13 protein-coding genes and 5 pseudogenes are annotated in these 17,963 nt (G+C 54.0%); 12 read left to right on the forward strand and 6 right to left on the reverse strand.

Annotated features, from left to right (window positions below):
- The 3 genes and pseudogenes from AN233_RS02810 to AN233_RS02820 all read right to left on the reverse strand — a co-directional run.
- Window positions 1–241, reverse strand: a pseudogene (locus AN233_RS02810) (GTP cyclohydrolase I); the annotation flags it as partial.
- Window position 242: 1 nt separating this feature from the next.
- A complete protein-coding gene (locus tag AN233_RS02815; protein WP_058365348.1) occupies window positions 243–1,016 on the reverse strand; it encodes a 7-carboxy-7-deazaguanine synthase QueE in 774 nt (257 codons plus the stop codon).
- A complete protein-coding gene (locus AN233_RS02820) occupies window positions 1,016–1,471 on the reverse strand; it encodes a 6-pyruvoyl trahydropterin synthase family protein (RefSeq protein ID WP_058365349.1) in 456 nt (151 codons plus the stop codon). The genes AN233_RS02815 and AN233_RS02820 overlap by 1 nt, the downstream gene beginning before the upstream one ends.
- 860 nt (window positions 1,472–2,331) lie before the next feature.
- Here AN233_RS02820 and AN233_RS02825 point away from each other — a divergent pair.
- The 4 genes from AN233_RS02825 (at window position 2,332) to AN233_RS02835 (ending at window position 8,459) form a co-directional block, all read left to right on the forward strand.
- A complete protein-coding gene (locus AN233_RS02825) occupies window positions 2,332–5,235 on the forward strand; it encodes a DUF6884 domain-containing protein (protein ID WP_058365350.1) in 2,904 nt (967 codons plus the stop codon).
- 139 nt (window positions 5,236–5,374) lie between these two features.
- Window positions 5,375–6,409 carry a tRNA-guanine transglycosylase gene (locus tag AN233_RS16110; RefSeq protein WP_176696622.1) on the forward strand — a complete coding sequence of 345 codons (1,035 nt, stop codon included), beginning with the start codon at window positions 5,375–5,377 and terminating at the stop codon, window positions 6,407–6,409.
- Entirely contained in the window at window positions 6,406–7,302 is an 897-nt protein-coding gene (locus AN233_RS02830) for a hypothetical protein (RefSeq protein ID WP_058365351.1), read from the forward strand. The genes AN233_RS16110 and AN233_RS02830 overlap by 4 nt, the downstream gene beginning before the upstream one ends.
- Window positions 7,302–8,459 carry a BREX system ATP-binding domain-containing protein gene (locus AN233_RS02835; protein ID WP_004514821.1) on the forward strand — a complete coding sequence of 386 codons (1,158 nt, stop codon included), beginning with the start codon at window positions 7,302–7,304 and terminating at the stop codon, window positions 8,457–8,459. Before AN233_RS02830 ends, AN233_RS02835 begins: the two co-directional genes overlap by 1 nt.
- Window positions 8,460–8,470: 11 nt before the next feature.
- On the opposite strand, the gene AN233_RS16115 is transcribed toward AN233_RS02835, so the two are convergent.
- Window positions 8,471–8,713, reverse strand: coding sequence for a winged helix-turn-helix domain-containing protein (locus AN233_RS16115; RefSeq protein WP_004514820.1), 243 nt, complete (start codon window positions 8,711–8,713; stop codon window positions 8,471–8,473).
- 257 nt (window positions 8,714–8,970) lie between these two features.
- Here AN233_RS16115 and AN233_RS16705 point away from each other — a divergent pair, with 257 nt between their 5' ends.
- Complete coding sequence (locus AN233_RS16705) at window positions 8,971–9,318, forward strand: DUF7344 domain-containing protein (protein WP_125919958.1); 348 nt, start codon at window positions 8,971–8,973, stop codon at window positions 9,316–9,318.
- Between the two features lie 367 nt (window positions 9,319–9,685).
- Here the strand turns inward: AN233_RS16705 and AN233_RS02840 are convergent.
- Window positions 9,686–10,319, reverse strand: a pseudogene (locus tag AN233_RS02840) (helix-turn-helix domain-containing protein).
- 361 nt (window positions 10,320–10,680) lie between these two features.
- Between AN233_RS02840 and AN233_RS02845 the strand changes: the two are divergent.
- Window positions 10,681–11,619 (forward strand): ParA family protein, encoded by a 939-nt coding sequence (locus AN233_RS02845; RefSeq protein WP_080508313.1) that lies wholly within the window; start codon window positions 10,681–10,683, stop codon window positions 11,617–11,619.
- Entirely contained in the window at window positions 11,612–12,013 is a 402-nt protein-coding gene (locus tag AN233_RS02850) for a hypothetical protein (RefSeq protein ID WP_058365353.1), read from the forward strand. The genes AN233_RS02845 and AN233_RS02850 overlap by 8 nt, the downstream gene beginning before the upstream one ends.
- 163 nt (window positions 12,014–12,176) lie before the next feature.
- On the opposite strand, the gene AN233_RS02855 is transcribed toward AN233_RS02850, so the two are convergent.
- Window positions 12,177–13,349: a Fic family protein gene (locus AN233_RS02855; protein WP_058365354.1), complete on the reverse strand. Its 1,173-nt coding sequence runs from the start codon at window positions 13,347–13,349 to the stop codon at window positions 12,177–12,179.
- 225 nt (window positions 13,350–13,574) lie between these two features.
- Between AN233_RS02855 and AN233_RS16120 the strand changes: the two genes are divergently transcribed.
- The 5 genes and pseudogenes from AN233_RS16120 to AN233_RS02880 all read left to right on the forward strand — a co-directional run.
- On the forward strand, window positions 13,575–14,546 hold the full coding sequence (locus tag AN233_RS16120; protein WP_080508314.1) for a hypothetical protein: 972 nt from the start codon (window positions 13,575–13,577) through the stop codon (window positions 14,544–14,546).
- Window positions 14,543–15,430, forward strand: a complete 888-nt coding sequence (locus tag AN233_RS02870) for an IS1096 element passenger TnpR family protein (RefSeq protein WP_058365357.1) — start codon at window positions 14,543–14,545, stop codon at window positions 15,428–15,430. The genes AN233_RS16120 and AN233_RS02870 overlap by 4 nt, the downstream gene beginning before the upstream one ends.
- A gap of 63 nt (window positions 15,431–15,493) precedes the next feature.
- Window positions 15,494–17,166: pseudogene (locus AN233_RS17860) on the forward strand (transposase).
- A 399-nt stretch (window positions 17,167–17,565) separates the two neighbouring features.
- A pseudogene (locus AN233_RS16125) lies at window positions 17,566–17,717 on the forward strand (IS1595 family transposase); the annotation flags it as partial.
- Between the two features lie 51 nt (window positions 17,718–17,768).
- A pseudogene (locus tag AN233_RS02880) lies at window positions 17,769–17,963 on the forward strand (antibiotic biosynthesis monooxygenase); the annotation flags it as partial.

A 17,963-nucleotide genomic window follows, 5' to 3' on the forward strand; every position in this document is an offset into this window, starting at 1 on the left:
CAACGAGATCGGTCGTCTCGGCGTCGAAGGTCCGCATCGTCGGCTTCGCGGCCTCCCGTTGGCCTTCGGTGAGTGTCGCGAAGGCGTCCGGTACGCGGCGCTGCCAGGTCTCAGTCAGCGCGTTACTGTCCGGGTCCTCGCCGACGGCCTCTAACAGGAGGCGAACGCCCCGCTGTGCCTTCTCGTAGTCGATGTCTGATTCTACCTCGCCAGTCGCGAATTGAGAGTGCGTCCTCGTCATGTTACGTTTCGGGGGCGTCGTTCCAGAGGTCTACGTGCAAGCGGGGCGTGTACCGGTAGCCGTACTCCATCGCGAGTTCAGCTACCTCATTCCGGCGGGCATCGAGTTCGTCTCGAGTCGTCCCCTCGGGCATCAGCAGCACGTCGGAATCCGGGATGCGACTCGCTGCCGTCGATCGGACGTCAGCGAGGAGGGATTCGATCTCGGGCAGGTCATCGGGGCCAGTGACGACAAACTTGAGTTGTGCGTTATAGTCGTCGACGAGTGCGCCGAGTGCATCGAGGTCGATGCGCCGTTCTTCATGACGGTCTGCCCACTCGCCATCGCCTTTGGGGTCTTTCTCAGGGGTGGGTGTGCTGGAGGCGAGTTTCGGGCTGATGCTTGCCAGATCGATGGGGGCGTCACGGTGGATGGTACCGTTGGTTTCAACGGTAGTGTGGTAGCCGAGGTCGTCGAGCTGCTCGAGGAGCGTGACCGCGTCATCGTGGATAAGCGGTTCACCACCAGTTAGGACGACGTGGTCGGCATCGTCGTGTGACTGGACTTCCTCGACGATGTCGTCGACGCTCATTGTGGCGTGGGTGGGCTCCCAGGAGGTGTGGTAGGAGTCACAGAACCAACATCGGAGATTACATCCGCTGGTGCGGACGAACACCGATGGCGTCCCGGTGAGCTTCCCTTCGCCCTGGAGCGAGTAGAAGAGCTCGTTGACCGGCAGTGCTGCGCCATCGACATCGTCCGCTGGCTGCTCATCAGCTGTCGAACTGACTGGCATCAGTGTGTCGCCCCCGCACAGAGCTCCGATGTCTCCCGCACCGCTACTGAGATGTCTGAGACTGACTCTGGAAGTGTCTCGAGGAGTTTTCGTTCCAAGACGAGCCCCATCACTTCCGCGGTCGGTGGGTGTTCGAGAACGACGAGTGAATCACCGTCGCCGCTCTGCTCGAAGGCGTCGATGAGGGGGTCGTCCTTCTCGAGGAGGAAGCGGTGGTCCCAGTCATCTATTACTGAGGTAATATCTCCTTTGTCTACGACCCAGCCATCTTGGGTGAGAGAACCAGTGACCCCCACCGAGATTTCGTAGTTGTGTCCATGTGGACGACTACATTTCCCGTCGTGGTGGAGGAGGCGGTGCCCGGTGCTGATTCGGATCGGGTTGTCCCTTCCTATGAATAGTGTCCTCTCACCAGACTCGGAAAGGTCGGAGACCGATTCTTGTTCAAGATGCACACCAAGAGGCTCTCCCAGTATTCACTAAGTATTATCGGTAGCATACTCACTATGTCCCTAATCACGTGAGGAAATTATATTGCGGTTGGCAAATTAGAGCCAATAGTTGTGGAAACGTCGTCAGTCAGGCACCTAGAGACGGTTCAGCCGGATTGGGACGACCTTCCGCTAGCTTGCGAGTTGCTTGAGTTGCGACGGCGTGAGCCGAATGCCGATCTGCGGACATTAGCTTTCAACAGAGGTGTCGTGGGGTCAAGAAAAGTTCAGCACGTGACTCGACTATTGGAACTGCTTGACCTTCTGGATGAGGGCGAACTAACTGAAAGAGGGCGATCGCTTACCGAAGCGTATGAACCTGCACTGCAACAGAGTCATTCTGGAGCAAAGTTAGGCATCGGAGTGAAAGATTCGCTATCGTGTACCGAACAGGCCCTTCTCTGGATGGTTATTTTTTATGAGCACCGTTTGCCAATGCTGGCAGTTCTCCATCAGCTCACAGTTGAAACCGTTCCGACAACTCAAGACACACCAGCGGCACAGAGGTTCGGTGAGCGAATCGACCATCTCTACCCCGATGTCGATAGTGACAGTTCGTGGGTACCACGTGCTAAAGTACACTACAAGTGGTTAGTCCACCTGGAACTCGCGAAGATTCGGTCAAGTAGTTACGTTCTGACCGAGATTGGCGACGGTGTTTTTGAGCAAGTTGAGGCAGAGTACCCTGACCAATGGGATTCGATACAGATCCATACTGGCCCTACACTATCTGACTTCGGTTAGTTAGTGCCAGTTACAGAGTGAGGGACTTCAAACGGATTTATAGGATGCCCTCCCATCGCTACTACTGGTGACTATCTAACGTGCGGTTCTACGTACCTGAGTGGGACGACGCAGTCGACTCCCACTACGATTTCGAACACGACGAACTCTCTACCTTGAACCGTCAAGAGCGCGATCTGGACTATATCTGGGACATTTTCGAGCCCGAAACCACACCAGTAGACGGGGTTCTCATATCTCGCGAACAGGTCGAAGAGACAAACCGCAAAGCTGAGCGACTAGCCCAGTACGGTGTCTACGATGACCCCGTACTTTCTATCCCGAATTGGTTACCGACGATTAGTGACTGCGGGGCTTGGGGGTACAAGTCGCTCCCTTTCCCACCGTACGGGAACGAGGATATGCTCGACTTCTACGAGACGCTGGACGTTACTGTCGGCGTCACTATCGACCACCTCGTTCTAGGGTCGGGAAAGGACAAGGGACGGCTTTATCTTGACGAGCGCGCGTTCGACGGAGAACTCAACAAAGGCGACATCCCCGATCCCATCACCGACGTCGTTGACGTTATGATCGAGGAATGGCCAGAGGAATGGCCCTCATATGTCGACGAGTACGAGCCGACGATTCGTACTGATCCCGATATAGAAGTTGAGCCGTTCATCGCTGAGGACTTTCGGGGAGACATTGATACCGTTCTGTCCCGTCTCGCACAGGATTCACGTGCGGTCTATCGCGAACACGACGCCGAGTTCCGCTACGACCTGACGCTGCGGAACGCCCGAGAGATGTATGACCTCTACCAGCGTCGTGACTATCCGTTCCGACTGATGGTCGCTATCCAGGGATGGAACCCTGATTCATACAGTAAGGCCACCGAGGAAGTGCTTGGTATGGGTTATGACTACCTCGGAATCGGGGGAGTCGCAGGTAGCCCAGTTCACGACGTTCGTGGAATCGTCAAGAGCGTCGGGAAGACGATCAAGCAGTTCGAACGAGAACACAACACCCGTATCGACTCTCACGTCTTCGGCTTCGCGAAGACTGAGGCGTTCGAGACGATTGGTCGGTCGGGGATGACTAGTTTCGACAGCGCGAGTATGCTTCGTTCGGCGTGGACCGGTGGACAGAATTATCGTCTTGATAACGACGAACGCTACGATGCCATTCGAGTTCGCTATCCATCGAGCCGGGACGATCTCGACGAAGCTGTTGAAACGTCCCTACGCGGTCGTGAAACATTGGTGGCACTTCGAGCATACGATACAGGAGATTCGATTCGTAATGCTCTCGAGAGTTGGTACGAACAGGCTGAGAAGGTGCTTCCAGCGACGAGAGAATATCTCCTGGAACACCGCCACGATGATCAGTATGATGAGTCGCTCCTACAGGACATAGAAAGGGCGTTCCGAGAGGATTTCGAGTATGGCCGCGAGCTTCAGGCGAGCTTCAGTGATAATCTCCGTAGTAAGTTAGTCAAACTCCTGCGGGAAGATACCCCGACTGCTCCAGTTCCGTTCGTGGAGTACGACGAACTACTGAGCACAGCGGTAGACGTATTTGAGGGGTTCCCACACGCGAAGACCGTTTTGAACGAACCGTACGTTGTCAGTGACTATGATCGAGTCTGGGCGATTGTCCGGGATTACGCTACTTGGATCGGTGACGACGACCTGCTCCAAGAGTATCAAGACACCCTTCGAAGTCGTCCGTGGGAGAAATGTGACTGTCCAATCTGTAGAGAGTACGGTGTCGAGGTTTGCATCTTCCGGGGGAACGATCGAAATAGGAGACGAGGGTTCCACAACACACGACGCTTCTACGATGAATTCGAGGAAGACCTTCCGAAGATCCTCGTCGCGACCCAGGGGGATGCAGCCTACAGTGGCTACGAAACTGTTGAAGACTATCTGCGCGACAAACACTCCTCATTCTGGACTCAGACACATGACCTTCCGGTCGCAGAGATTGGTGTACTAGATGCGAACGGCGTGAGTGAGTGGTGGGAAGAAACCCCGTCGCTCGTCTCGTTCGCCCCAGATCGTATGGCAGCAAACGTCGGCGAACAAGCAGCCAGGTACCAGCACCTCTTCGTACACACATTGGATGGTGAACTTGACGAAGAAGCCGTAGCGGCTGCTCGGGAAAACGGTTGCGAGGTACACACCAATAGCAACCCTCGAGACTTGCGAGATGAAATACTCGAGGTCTGTGGGCAAAACTATGCAGCTAGTGACGACTTCGTGCCTCATCCACCTGAGATTGATACCGAAAACGGATTGGACATCCTTGTCATCGACCAATGTTCAGGATCGAAGGAGATACCAGACGACGCGCCGATTTTCGGTGAAGAGGAAACTCTCCAATTCTCTCGTGAAGACCTCCTCGCTCGGGATAATGTGCCAGGTATTGCAGCACGCGACCTGTACACGGGACGCCAGCAAAACCACGTCAAGAGTGCAGTTAGATGGCTTCTGCGACAAGGTCACGACGTCGACCGTTACTTCGTAAGTGCAGGATTTGGCCTTGTCGCAGAAGACGAGTATCTCCCCCCCTACGAGGTAACATTCAGCTCAATGAATGTTAGTGACATAAGAGAGCGATCTGCGAAACTCGACATTCAAAAAGACCTACGACACCTCCTTCAAGAGGCCGATTATGATGTCGTATTCTTTACCCTTGGGAAGGATTATTACACCAGTATCGACATCGACGAGATGGTCCAGGAGGTACGTTCAGACCGGATTGGTGTGGTCTTCAACCGCGAACTTGTCGAAGACCAATTTGACAATATCGAATCCATTCCCGCGCGGACAGAGGACGCAAAAGAACATAGCACGATCGTTGTTGGACTCAAGGGTCACTATATGAAGAATTTCGCTCGATACATCGATACTGTCGATACTCTTCGCCCGGAAACTATCGAAGAACTATGTCGGCGAGTAGAGGAAGTACCACCACAAGCGGAATTTGAGTCTGAGTGATCCTCCACTACCAAGTGGCATCGTACGTGTTCTTCCGCTCCTAAGAACCATCCCCCACTCTAGGATAAATGATATATTATTGAACGGTCCATATTGCCCCATTCACTAAATAAGAGGACAGCCTACCCGAGCGGGAGGCATGTTGTATCGACGCAGGAAACTCGACCTCCCCCGAGGGGAATTAGATACCCCTGTTCTCTTCCCCGTCAGAAACATCGGGAAGCGGTCGAGTGACAATACACCGACGTACGTCGGCACGATCCCAGAGTTCTCGGCAGCGATGATCAACGCGAGATCAATTCGCAACCGAGACCCAATGTGGCAGAGAATATCGAATGGTGTAACATTACGGGAGGAAATGGACGTCCCCGAGGACACCATCGTTTTCGCTGATAGTGGTGGGTTCGATTTCGCCAACGAAGAAGTGGACACTACCCCAGCAAAAACGCTTGATACCCAGAGACAATTGGACGCGGACATCCTCGGTACAGTCGACATTCCTCTCTCAAGGGAGAATCGGGCAGCAGAAAACCAACGGCGAATCGACCAAAGCATCGAGTACGCACTCAAAGCGAGCGACCATCACGATGGGGAGGGCCTTCTCTTCGCGAGTGTCCATGGTTACGATCCAGAGACGATCCGGAATAACATACAATACTTAGAGAAGAATGGTGAATTCGATGGCTATGCCCTCGGAAGTATGGTTCCAATACGAACCGACTATAAAAAAGTAACAAAACTGATACTATCTGCACGAAACGCGACAGACAAGCACCTGCACGTGTATGGTCTCGGAGGTCTCGTCTATCAACCACTGCTGCTCTACTTGGGGGTCGACAGTTTCGACTCTTCGGCCTTCATTCGTAGTGCAGGCAACCGGAACTACCTAATTCCGGGATTCGGGGGAGAAGAACTACGCAATATCGAGGAACTAGACAGGCTCCCCTGTCCCTGCCCAGTGTGTGGACAAAAAGCACTCGACGAGATTCGCGAAGACCGAACTGCCCTGACCCAGCATAATCTCTGGGCACTTGCGACCGAGCTGCGACGCTTCCGGTATGTCGCCGAATCTGGTCGAGATATTGAGGAGTACCTCGACTTGCGCTTCAGCGGCAACGAGGTCACTAAGCGGGCATACGAAACCGCGAAGCAACAGATGAGGAGGCTCACATGAGCGATGAGAGACCAACTGTAAGGCCAGTCACTCTCAGCCGGATGGCTGAACTGACTCATGCCTGTGAAGCAGTTAGCAAGTCAACTGTAGATCTTGAGGACGAATTGGAGGTAAGTCACCGCCGTGCACGTGAAACAATCCTTGAAGCAAAGCGTATCTCGTTGCTCGACGAAGATGATTCTGGCGAGGAACCAGTCTATACGACGACTGATGTCGGTTTGTCATTCCTTAGTGCAATTCGCGACGAGGACTGGAGCCAAGTAAGTACAATCTTGGAGACACGTAGTCCCCACTACGGGACATTCATCGAGGTTCTCGAAAACGTCGAAAACGCTGGTTTAGACACACTCTTGACTCAATTGGAAGAGGCACAAGAGTTCAGCCCATATTCATATAACCAAACGAGTGTGGAGGTCCTTGGGGATTGGGCTGAGCGGTTGGGCCGAGTCCAACGGAACGCGTTCACAGGTAACTACTACTTGGTAGACCAGGCGGCGATATCCGCTAACTACCACTACCTGCTTTTGGACGTGTACGACGATCTTGAAGAGAGAGCAGGTGTTGACCTTCGACAGCGCTACCTGTCGATTCCACGTCTCCGTGAGGAGACCTGTGAACGACTCGGCTGCACTCGCGATGATTTCGACGCAGCGCTGCTGGAGCTCTGCCGACAGAACGTCGGTAAGCTCGAGCTGTCGGGAGCGCCAATGGATACGGCTGCGAAGGATTCTGCACTCGGCATCAAGCGTATAGCGCTCTCTGAAGAGGACGGTTTAGTTAGCACATCCCAGTCCACTCAGCAGGTTATGGCCGGCGTTGAACAGTTCGGTAAGAAATACTACTACCTCGCGGTGCATGACCGCGACATCGAATACTCGCAGGAGGCTACATAATGTCCGACGCATTCACGATCACCGACGAACAGCAAGACTACTCACAGTACGACCTAAACGCGAACCCCTTCCCATACAGTCCAGTTCCAGCTGAAGACCCCGAGATTTACTGTGGGCAGCAGCACGTTTCGGATAAGATCAGCTCGACGGTTTCGTCGATGTTGTCTACTGGGAAGTCGAAACATCTGGTAGTCACTGGAAAGTATGGGAATGGGAAGTCTCACACGCTCAAATACACGCGCTCGCTCCTCCGTGGTCGCGACGACGTCGTCGTGGGATATGTCGCCCAGCCTGGTGAAGGATTCCTCGACATCTACCACGAGTTTGTCTACGACCTGGGTTTCAACCGACTCCAAGAGCTCGCGTACGAGTTTCTTGCATCTGTGGCGAGAGATGTCACCGACACAAACCCGATCGGTGCCAGTGGGATGGAATCGCTGATTGACGAAGGCGATGTGCTGCTCTCGGAAATTGTCCCCGAGGCGATTCGCCGCCTCAGCGATGTGACGAAATTCGCCGACTTTGCGCGTGCCATTATCCACATGGTGTACGAGGACACGAATCTCTACGCGTGGCAGTGGCTTACCGCAGAGGGGATTCGTTACGAGCAGCGCAAGGAGATGGAAATTCACAGCGCACTCGACGACGACACGATGGGTGTTCGGGCCTTCACTGCACTCAAAAATATGCTCCTCGAACTCGGTTATACGGGTATTTTCGTCTTCGTCGACGAGTTCGAGAGCATCGCGCGACTCTCACCAAAGGATGAACAGGCAACACTCAACAGCATTCGGCACCTGATGGATCAGAACAGTTCGGGACTATGCATGCTGTTTGGTTGTGCTCCCGAGGTATGGCAAGACGTGATGAGTGAGTACCACGCGTTCAGTGAGCGAATTGGGGAAGAAGTTGCTCTGAAACCCCTTACAAGTGAGAACCTCTATGAGTTGGTGCGTGATTATCTAGATCAAGAGAGAGTGTCTTCTGCTGATAATGAAGGGATAGAGCCATTCTCTGAGGAGGCGTTGGATTTGATTCTCCAAACATCACAGGGCAATATCCGACAGGTCCTATCTATGTGTAGTCGTATCCTCGATGATGCTGCGGAATCAAAGGAAAATAAAATCACAGCTGCTTGGGTGGAAGAGACGGTCTGATAATCAATAATTCAAGTGTTACCATTTCGGGGATCGTCAACGAATTCATAAAGCCCCTCCGTGACCTTAGTTACCCATCCAGCAGCGATGAGTTGCCTAAGTGCATAATTCACCTGCTGCTTGTTTAGGCCGGTCTGTTCCCGTAGGAATAATGGGTTTGCTCGTCCCCAGGGTTGAGATGAACCCTGCCCTTCCTTCAAAACATTCAGGATTTCTTCCTCGTTTTCACTCGGAGCGTATTCCTCATTAGTCATGTGTGGCGAATACGCATCTGTTCGTATAGTCGTATCCTTCCCCAATAGTCTAACAGAGTATATTACTACGTTAGAATTAAGGGTCTGGGAGAGTGTTGAAGGTATGAAGCGCGGCCCCTCAGAAACGAGGGCGGTGCTGGAGACACCGCGCCCGCGCTGCCTGAGACAGACAGCATGTACATTCAAACCGACAACCTGCAAAAATCCGATGGTCAGAATCGGTATGTACCGCCGAGAGGAATTCAAGGAGATCTTGTATGACGTCTACTGCTCATTACCCCAGTAGCGTTGCGAATGTCCTTGGAATTCTCGGAAATGAACGGCGAGTCCTTCTATTAAATTACTTATTCCTATTCGGGTACGAACAGGATATTGATGTCCGACATCTGGCTAGGGTGATTGGAAGCGTCGAAAATGGAACTTCACCACGAGAAGTCACTTCCCAAGATTATGAATCAGTATATAATGGGTTGATTCAGAACCACCTGCCAAAACTCGCCAAATACGATATTATTGATTACGACGATCGCGCTAAAATCGTAACAGTCACTCCTCGTATTGAGGAGTATTTGATCCTGATTGTGGTTGCTCGAATGATCGACTGATACCGCCATTTTATTTCGCCTCAATATGGGCGGAGGCGAGATCCAATGAGACTCTCGATACGAGTTATTGATCAAGAAGAGAACGAACAGACAATTTCCGGCGTTAAGCGGGATGACTGGGAAAGTATGAATGATCCCTGTCCGGAGTGTGGAGGGCTTGAGTTCAACCATTTTTCAGTATCTGGTGGGCATTACGGCTCACGTGATTCTGCTGTCGTAATGCGTTCTGATTTTTGGGATGCGGAGCAATCCCTATTCACGCGATGCCGTGAGTGCCGCGAGATTCTCTACAAGCATCCTGCATTTGATCTCCTCTTTCCCTCGGGTGATAGTGAGGAAATTTCTTTAGACTTCTAACCTCTCCTCACTAAAGCTTGAGACCCTCATACATCCGGTCAAGGATCTCCAGTGCCGACTGAAACTGGGCGTAGTTTTCGCGCATATACTCAACCGTCTCACCTCTCGGGATCACCGGATATCCTTCGACGTGATTGACATCGAGTGACGAACGTGGCTCAAGGACGACCTGTAGCGGCCTCTCTAACTCGTCTCCCGTCGCTCGAATGCGGTGGGAAGGTCGAACGATTCAAAAAACTCTTTCCAGGCGTCGATATCTTGCTCGTAGACAGCTAGGAACAACAGATAGTCGGTAGGCTTGCGACCGACTTGGTATCCGCCCTGGTCCAGACATAGACAGCATCGATCCGCTTGAAGGCAAACGGCCAGTCTCCAAACTGTGGGAGGACGTACGCCTCCTCAATCGAGAGGGAACTGCCGCCGGCACTGGCAGCGATGAGTTCGCGGGCGGCGTCTCTTACCTGCTCGTTGACGACAGAGAGGCCGTCATCATAGTGGACGTATCCTGAGTCTTCGAGACGGTTCACGGCCTGTCGGACCGTCTCGTACGGCGTGTGGAGTTGTTGGGCGACATTGCGGATAGAGTCGCCACTCTTGATGGCGAGGACGACCTGTACCGCCGTGTCGTCGAGTATCTCGTACATCCGATGGTTGCCAAAAATCTGGGAAAGATAAAAAATCATACTAGATGTGTGGTTGAGTATCTTCAGTCACAGTAGAGGAGGGTTCTATGATTAATCTGAACCCCCGTAGTGAGGGGTCACTCCTCCTGATAATCGTGATCCTCGTTTTTGTCAAGGAACTGTTTGAGTGGTCTTCCAGTGAACTGACCGTTATTGAGTCCGGTCTATGAGAGATCGTTTCCAGATTCTACGTTCCACTCTTCTATCTAATCTATTTTGAGATAGAATACTATTCTTGAATAGCCTAAACAGTATAGATAGTACACCATTCAAACTATTCACCATAGAGTTAAGTTGAGAGGGGTGAATACTTTTGAATAGTATGAGTGGCTCGGATAGCAAGAATAGTATAGATAGAACAAATAGCCCGAATAGCCCATATGATTCGGTACAGACCGATGGGAACTCTCGGGCTGTTTCGGTGTGTATGCTGAAGGGGGGCGTCGGCAAATCGACGATCGCTGTCAACCTCGCCCGACAGCTGGCCTCACACGACCACGATGTCCTCCTCATCGATCTTGACCCGAACGGCCACGCGTCCGTGGGCCTGGGGTTTGACGACCAGTACCACAACACCGAGGAAACCATCGGCGACGTTTTCTTCAACGATGCTGACCCGACTTCAGTTGTCTACGATACCAGCTATGAGTTCGATATCCTCCCGTCCAGCGAGGACTTAGAACAGGTCGAGCGGGAGATCGTCGTCGGCGACGTATTCCAACCCTCTGCGCTGCTCAAACGGGAAGTCGTCGACCCACTCCTTGGGGACACGTACGATTATATCGTCACGGATTCGCCGGCGTACCGATCCCGACTCACGGACAACGCGCTCGTCGCGACGGCGAACTTGGTGCTTCCGCTCGCCCCGGGGAACGAGGCGATGGCCGGCTTGGAGCGAACCATCGAGCGACAGATCTCCCCGCTTCGGCAGCATATGGACGTCGACGTCCTGTCGCTGGTTCCGAACATGTTGAGCGGCCGTATCGACCAGCAGACTCAAGATCGACAGCTCCTCGAACGTCTCAACTCGCACGATAATCTTCAGGACCGCATCCCGAATTTTGCGAGAATCACGGACTGGGAGGCTGTCGACGCCGGCGATCTCAAACCCTCACCAGGCATCCGGGACCGAACCAGCATCACGAAGGCCTATGGCGAGCGCAAACCCCTGCTGGACTACGACCCTGACTGTGACCAGTTGCAGTGTTTCGACGAGTTGGCGCACATCGTCGAGGCAGGTGAGGTGGTCCGCCATGTCTGACGACGATCCGTTTGCCGACCTCGGGGAGACACTCGAAGATGAACCGGACGACGAACCCCAGGATACGGATGACGCGTCTGAATCGGAAGGCGACGAGGAGATGCCCTCTCAGGAACCCGTCGAACGACAAAACCCGATGACCGATTCAGCGTTCAGCTATGAGGCCGCTAAACAGCGGCCTTTCTACGCCCGGGAGGCTACGATCGAGGACTTCGATTCCTGGCTGAAGTATGAACTGGAACGCGAGCTCAACCAGCAGGGCTACCAGAACATCGTCGTTCGGGAAATGACAGATGCTCTTCTCCGAACCGTCGTGGAGGAAGATCTCGTAGACGAAGTGGCCGAACGATTCGAACAAGCTCGCGAATCTGCTTCTTCAGAATCGACTGAATAGCGTACTATTCCAAAATAGAAAGCTATTCTACAATACCCCAACAGCAACCTCAGAATAGTCTGATTCCGCCTCTATACGGTGAACTCAGTTGAGACCGCCGGCTCACAGAAGTTGAGACCGGCCTTTTCAATGCATACGACTCGACTCTCGTTGGGTCAAAGATCTAGAGCTGGTCGATCGGCTTGTTGATGATCTCGAAGACTTCGCTCGCTCGGTAGAACCGATTCCGCTCTTTCCCGGTGAGTTCTTCGAGTATCCCGTCGTCCTCGAGCTGCCCGACGAGCCGGTTCGCCGTACTGTATTCGACATCCAACCATTCGGCTGCTGTGTTCACGTCGAGATACGGGTCCTCGAAGAGCCGCATGACCAGTTCGAGGATGTTCTCGGACCGCTCGCTCTGGTAGCGGTGCTGGTAGTCCTCACGGAGGTCGACCAGCAGGTTTGCCCGGTGGTGGGCCTCGTCTGCCTGTGATTGCACACCGCGTAGAAAGAAGAGCAGCCACTCTTCCCATTCACCACGCTGACTCACTGCCAGTAGATGGTCGACGTACTCGGAGCGGCGTGCGTTGAAATATGAACTCAGGTAGAGGTACGGTTCGGGTAACAGGCCATCCCGCTGCAAGAGGAGACTGATCAATAGACGCCCGAGCCGACCGTTCCCGTCGAGAAATGGATGGATGGTTTCGAACTGGTAGTGGATGAGCCCAACCCGGAGGAGGGGATGTAGGTCAGTATCCTGGTTCGCGTATTCGAGTAGATCCTCGAGTAAGTCCGGAATCGCGTTCGGTGGTGGGGGTACGTATCTGGCGTCCTGGATATATGGTGTACTGCCGATGAAGTTCTGACTCGTGCGGAGCTCACCAGGATTTGCTTCATCCCCACGGACACCCGAGAGCAATCGATGATGCATCTCACACAACAATTCGATAGTGACAGGCTCACCGGCCGTTATCGCATCCAAGCCGTGTGTTAGTGCGTGTAGATAGTTCACGACCTCCTGGGTACCCTGTCGCCTGTCCTCGTCAATAAGCGCCTCCTGCCCAGCTTCATACGCGTAGATATCCGAGAGGGTCGCGTGAGTCCCTTCGATCTGGGACGATTCCAGTGCCTCCTTGCGAATGAATGGCTCGATGAGGATCTCTCGCGACCCGACGCGGGGACCGATGCCGTGGAGCCGACCCAGCGATTGTGTTGCCTCCGCTAACGGGGTGATGAGTTGGTCAGTGCTGATCGTGGCCGGTAGCGGGTCTGGTTTGAACGCCGAAAACGTCCCTTTTGGGGTCGTTGTCGGAACAATTTCACCGGGGGCCATCTCTTCGAAGTCGTCTCGCTCCATCACTGATGGTAGCCATACAAACACACGGGCCACTATTGGTGTTTTTGGTTCTAAATCAAAATAGTGTGGGTGCAGGTTGCACCATTGCAACTACTACGAGAGGAAGAGCAGGACTCCGGTCTGGACAGTCACAAGCGGGTCATCCACGAAATATCTACATTCGTAGCGAACCTTCCGATCTCCTGTGGAGTAACGTTTAGTCGGACTGCCGAACAACTACGTCATATGTCTTTCACTGCCAGTTGGCACACGCTTCTCGACGAACTCGACAAGCTTCCCGAAAGTGCGACGCTCATCACGCCGCTCTCCCATCACCGATTTCGTATTACTGACGTGCAGGACGCTCGCGTCATTATCCATTTCGAAGACAGGGATGAGACGCGGCCGCTCCAGCGCGACCAGTTCGAAACGCTCTATCGGCGAATTGAAGACGCCCCTAACGGGTTTGATCTTGATCGTCTCCCGGCAGATGCCGATCCATACCCGGCGGTGTGGAGTGTCCATCCACGGTTCGAGGTTGATGAGGATGCTGGTGTCATCACTCAATCAGAGATCGCAACGGCGACGCAGGTAGTCAACGCGGAACAGGAACCCACGGACGAGGACCGAGTTGAACCCGACGGACTGGCTGTCTATTCGGACGCGCTCCTCCTCATTGATTCACTCGAACGTCACGAAGTGACTGATCTCCCTGAATTGGACACAGATGCGCTGGTGAACCTCTATACGCTGCTGTCGGATGTCCAGCGAGATGCGGACGACTTCCGCCAGGAGGTCGCAGATGTCCTTCTCGCTCGACTCCATCACGACCGTCCGGTCTCTGGGCAGTATGGCTCTGTCCAGCGGACGAGTCGCCGCAATCGCTCGCTCAAAGACGATGAAGAAATGCTGGAACGGCTTGAAAACGCCGGTATCGACCGTGAACGTGTGCTGAGCGTCGACCGCTCGAAAGTCGATGAAGCACTCGAAGTGACCACACTCTCTGAATCGGATGTCTACAACATCGAGGAAAGCGAATACGTCCGGAAAGCAGAGGTCGATGAAGACGTGAAAGAATCTCGGCTCCAGGGGTTGAAACACCGTCTTGCCGCCAGTGATGACGACGAAGCTGAACAACTTCGAGACGAGATCGAAGACCTAGAGCAGCGTATCGACGACCTCACGAGCTTCCGCACGGGTACGGAGATGCAAGGATGACTGCCTACCGCTTTCGCGTCAAGTTCGACCCCGATCCGACATCTCTGTGGCGAGATATCGTCGGCGGCGCAGACAGAACGATCGCTGAGTTTCAGTCGGCGATCAACCCCGTATTCGGGCTCGATCAGGGCCATCTCTGGTTTGTCGGCGACGACGAGGACTACTGGGACAGCGCAGTCAAATACCAGTGCCAGCAGGAGTATGAGGAATCACTTGGTGGCGATCCGGTATTACGTACCGAGCGGATCGAGAACGCGGGTGATGTGACGATCGGTGAGATGACTCGTCAGCTCGGTCTCGAACAGTACGACCGCATCTGCTATCTCTACGACTACGGCGACGAGTGGCGCTTCTACGGCATCCTGAAAGAGGTTCTCAGCGATGAGTCGAGTGACATAGAGCCAGCGGTCGTGAACGAGAAGGGCGACCCGATCAACGACCAGTACGATCCTCCGGGAATCGATGAGAGCGGCCCTCTTCTGCCTGATCCGCTGTATTCTGTACTTCCAGAAACCGCTGTGCCCGTTGCGGACCTCCGTGAACTGGAGGAGAACGAGGATATCGTCCACGTCATTCCGTTACTTAGCATCGAAACCGGGTTCGGAGCAGTCTGTGAACGATTCGCGATTCAGTTCGAGGAGACAGGATACGTCCTCGAAAATTTCCAGCAAGGATGGCAGATCGTCGAGGAAGTTGATGGAGCAAACAAGACCGAGGAAGAACTTCTCGCCGCGCTTGCGGACGCAGTCCGCGAGTGGCACGCTGAAATCGCGGAGATCTCGGGAGCGATGACGGGACAGCACTTCGGCGAGGAAACTGTCGAAGCGATGCACGTCGAACTGGAAGCCGAACTCGAACGCAAAGGGTACGGCCACCTGTTGTAGTAGTCGTCCAGCCCTCTGTTGATCTGGACGAATTCTTGTGCGTGTCCTACTGACTCTCCCGTAGTGGCTTCGACTCCTGTCTCTCGTCGAACGGTCTTTCGAAGCATCGCTCGACAATCGTACGTCGAGTGGCCGGCGTATCATTCGACACCACTGTACGACCGAACATCGCTTGCGGGATTGGAATCGGATATCCGAGCGGTTTCGGGCGCGTGGTTCGCCCACGAGAGCCACGACTCAATCGAGCAGTTCGTCTGTTCGCTACCGCTGGCCTACTTCAGATTCGATCCCCATGACCGCTACGCGAAGTCGACCCGGTACGAGATGGACACGCTCTTTCGCATCTTCGTGCTGAAAGAGATCCACGGATGGAATCACGAGACGGCACTCGTCGAATACCTCGATAGCCACCCTGAACTTTGCAAGCAGTTCGAGTTTGAGACCGTTCCGAACCAGTCAACACTGTGGCGAAGCTGGCACGAGCGCTTCACCGCCGATTTGCGGGAAACAGTCGAGACTGCCGCACAAACGGTTCTCATTACTGCTCAGAACGAAGGTGTCACTGTTCCACGTCATCCGGAGCGGAGACCTCCACAGCGAGAGGGCGACGACAGAGAATCCGATCCCGACGATCGGACCATCTTGGAACAGGCGGAACAGATCATCGACCACGTCAGCCGCATCGTCTTTCCGGTGTTCTCGTTAAATCGTGGTGAGGGCTGTGAGATTCACGAGAATGCCTACTGGGGCTTACAGACGTATCTCGGGCTGCGTGAGAACCTCGCTGCTAACGAGGGCGCTCGTAGCTTCATCCACGAGTCGACACGTGATCGGACACCACTGGGGCACGCCCATCGAGACCACATTCGTGACCTCTCCATTGAGGAGATTCGCGAGATGTACCGGCAGGCAGTCACCCGGCTACTGGATGAGGTCGGCCGAACAGAGGAGTTCTTTCGGGCGGGAATTGTCGCGATCGACATCCCGAAGCTGACCCGTTTACCGGCGATAGGACGGGCCACGAAGACGAGATTCTTGGAACGAAGGAGAAGACCGACGAATACGCGTACCAGTGGGCAACGGTTCAGTTAGTCGGGAATGCTGTCCCGATTGTACTCGATGCGCGACCTGTGCGACGGGGTGAATCACGGAAGGAGATCGTTGAGGATCTCTTGGACTCTGCTGAAGCGGCCGTTCACGTCGACAACGTCCTGATGGACCGAGAGTTCGACAGCCAGCACGTTCTGGAGATGATCGGCCAGCGGGGACTGTCGTATGTCGTGCCCAAGCGGATGCAGACCAGCGAGAAAGCCCAGGCAAAGCGGTTACTCCAGCGCGACCAAGACCGATACGAAACCGACCGGAAGCTCCATCTCGGCAAGAACGAATGGCACGAGACGACGCTGGTCTATCGACGGAAAGAAAACGCCGAACACGACGATCACCGGCAATACTCAGTGTTCATGACGAATCGAGGGAGCGGGCACCTCACGGAGTACGGCTACAGATGGGAGATTGAGAGCGGCTACAAGTCGATCAAACGGTTCATGGCCGCGACGACCTCGAAGGATTTCGGGCTCCGGTTCTTCTACTTCGCGTTCGCCTGTCTGCTCTACTCGATTTGGCGAGCGGTCGATCTGCTCGTGCAGGTTGAGTTGACTGGTGAGTACGAGCGCTCGCCGATCGTGACGGCCGACAATACGCTGACGCTGCTGAAGAAAACCGGAATCGGGTAGATAGTCGCTTAGTCCGGGCTAATGCTGAGTTTCTGAGTGGCAACGCTGCCGGGAATATCCGAAAGTCACAGATATAGTTAATAGTACGACAGGAAAGGGCGCTTGAGAGTCGATTTGAAGCTGTTTCCGGTCGTCGATTGGGTCGAAACCACGCATTACAGCCCCGCTAAACCCACTGTAGTCTCAACTTCCAGTACGACAGTGTACGGTAGCGTTATACGGTTCATCACTAGTCGGACGGCGATCGCGATGCCAAAGCAAATGAGCACGCCCAGCACGACGGCTGTTGTTTCGGCCATAGACGTAGACTGACTCGATAGTTACGGAAATAGGAAGGGGTAGAGTACAACGCAGCTATTTCCCGCTGGTCCGGATCGAAGCCCGTGTCTCGAATGATTAGAGAACCGCCATAGCTTCCTTCGTCAGTGCTGGCGAAGTTCAAGGGCGTCTCGAAGCATCACCTCCAGAAATACATCGGATTCCTCGGACTGAAACTCAACTCACTGGACGACTGGTTCGAGAAAGTGCTGTGTTGCGATGTATCGGGATGAGAATCTAGCATAAATAGTTATGTGTGTTGGGCACACACCTACGAACTGAGTATGACCGACGCAAACGTCGCCCTCCTCGTTCGACTCCAAGCACAGTCCGGCAAAGAATCCGATGTCGAGGAATTCCTTCGTTCGGCACTGCCGATGGCCGAGGAAGAACCGGACACCACCACGTGGTTCGCGCTCCGCATGGACGATTCGACGTTCGGCATCTTCGACACCTTTCCGGATGAATCCGGTCGGGAA

This window comes from Haloparvum sedimenti, from assembly GCF_001462205.1.
Taxonomy (GTDB): domain Archaea; phylum Halobacteriota; class Halobacteria; order Halobacteriales; family Haloferacaceae; genus Haloparvum; species Haloparvum sedimenti.

Coding starts and splice junctions, on each gene's coding strand:
- AN233_RS02815 (WP_058365348.1), bottom strand. CDS start 1,016: ATGCCAGTCAGTTCGACAGCTGATGAGCAGCCAGCGGACGATGTCGAT.
- AN233_RS16110 (WP_176696622.1), top strand. CDS start 5,375: ATGTTGTATCGACGCAGGAAACTCGACCTCCCCCGAGGGGAATTAGAT.
- AN233_RS02830 (WP_058365351.1), top strand. CDS start 6,406: ATGAGCGATGAGAGACCAACTGTAAGGCCAGTCACTCTCAGCCGGATG.
- AN233_RS02835 (WP_004514821.1), top strand. CDS start 7,302: ATGTCCGACGCATTCACGATCACCGACGAACAGCAAGACTACTCACAG.
- AN233_RS16115 (WP_004514820.1), bottom strand. CDS start 8,713: ATGACTAATGAGGAATACGCTCCGAGTGAAAACGAGGAAGAAATCCTG.
- AN233_RS16705 (WP_125919958.1), top strand. CDS start 8,971: ATGACGTCTACTGCTCATTACCCCAGTAGCGTTGCGAATGTCCTTGGA.
- AN233_RS02845 (WP_080508313.1), top strand. CDS start 10,681: ATGAGTGGCTCGGATAGCAAGAATAGTATAGATAGAACAAATAGCCCG.
- AN233_RS02850 (WP_058365353.1), top strand. CDS start 11,612: ATGTCTGACGACGATCCGTTTGCCGACCTCGGGGAGACACTCGAAGAT.
- AN233_RS02855 (WP_058365354.1), bottom strand. CDS start 13,349: ATGGAGCGAGACGACTTCGAAGAGATGGCCCCCGGTGAAATTGTTCCG.
- AN233_RS16120 (WP_080508314.1), top strand. CDS start 13,575: ATGTCTTTCACTGCCAGTTGGCACACGCTTCTCGACGAACTCGACAAG.
- AN233_RS02870 (WP_058365357.1), top strand. CDS start 14,543: ATGACTGCCTACCGCTTTCGCGTCAAGTTCGACCCCGATCCGACATCT.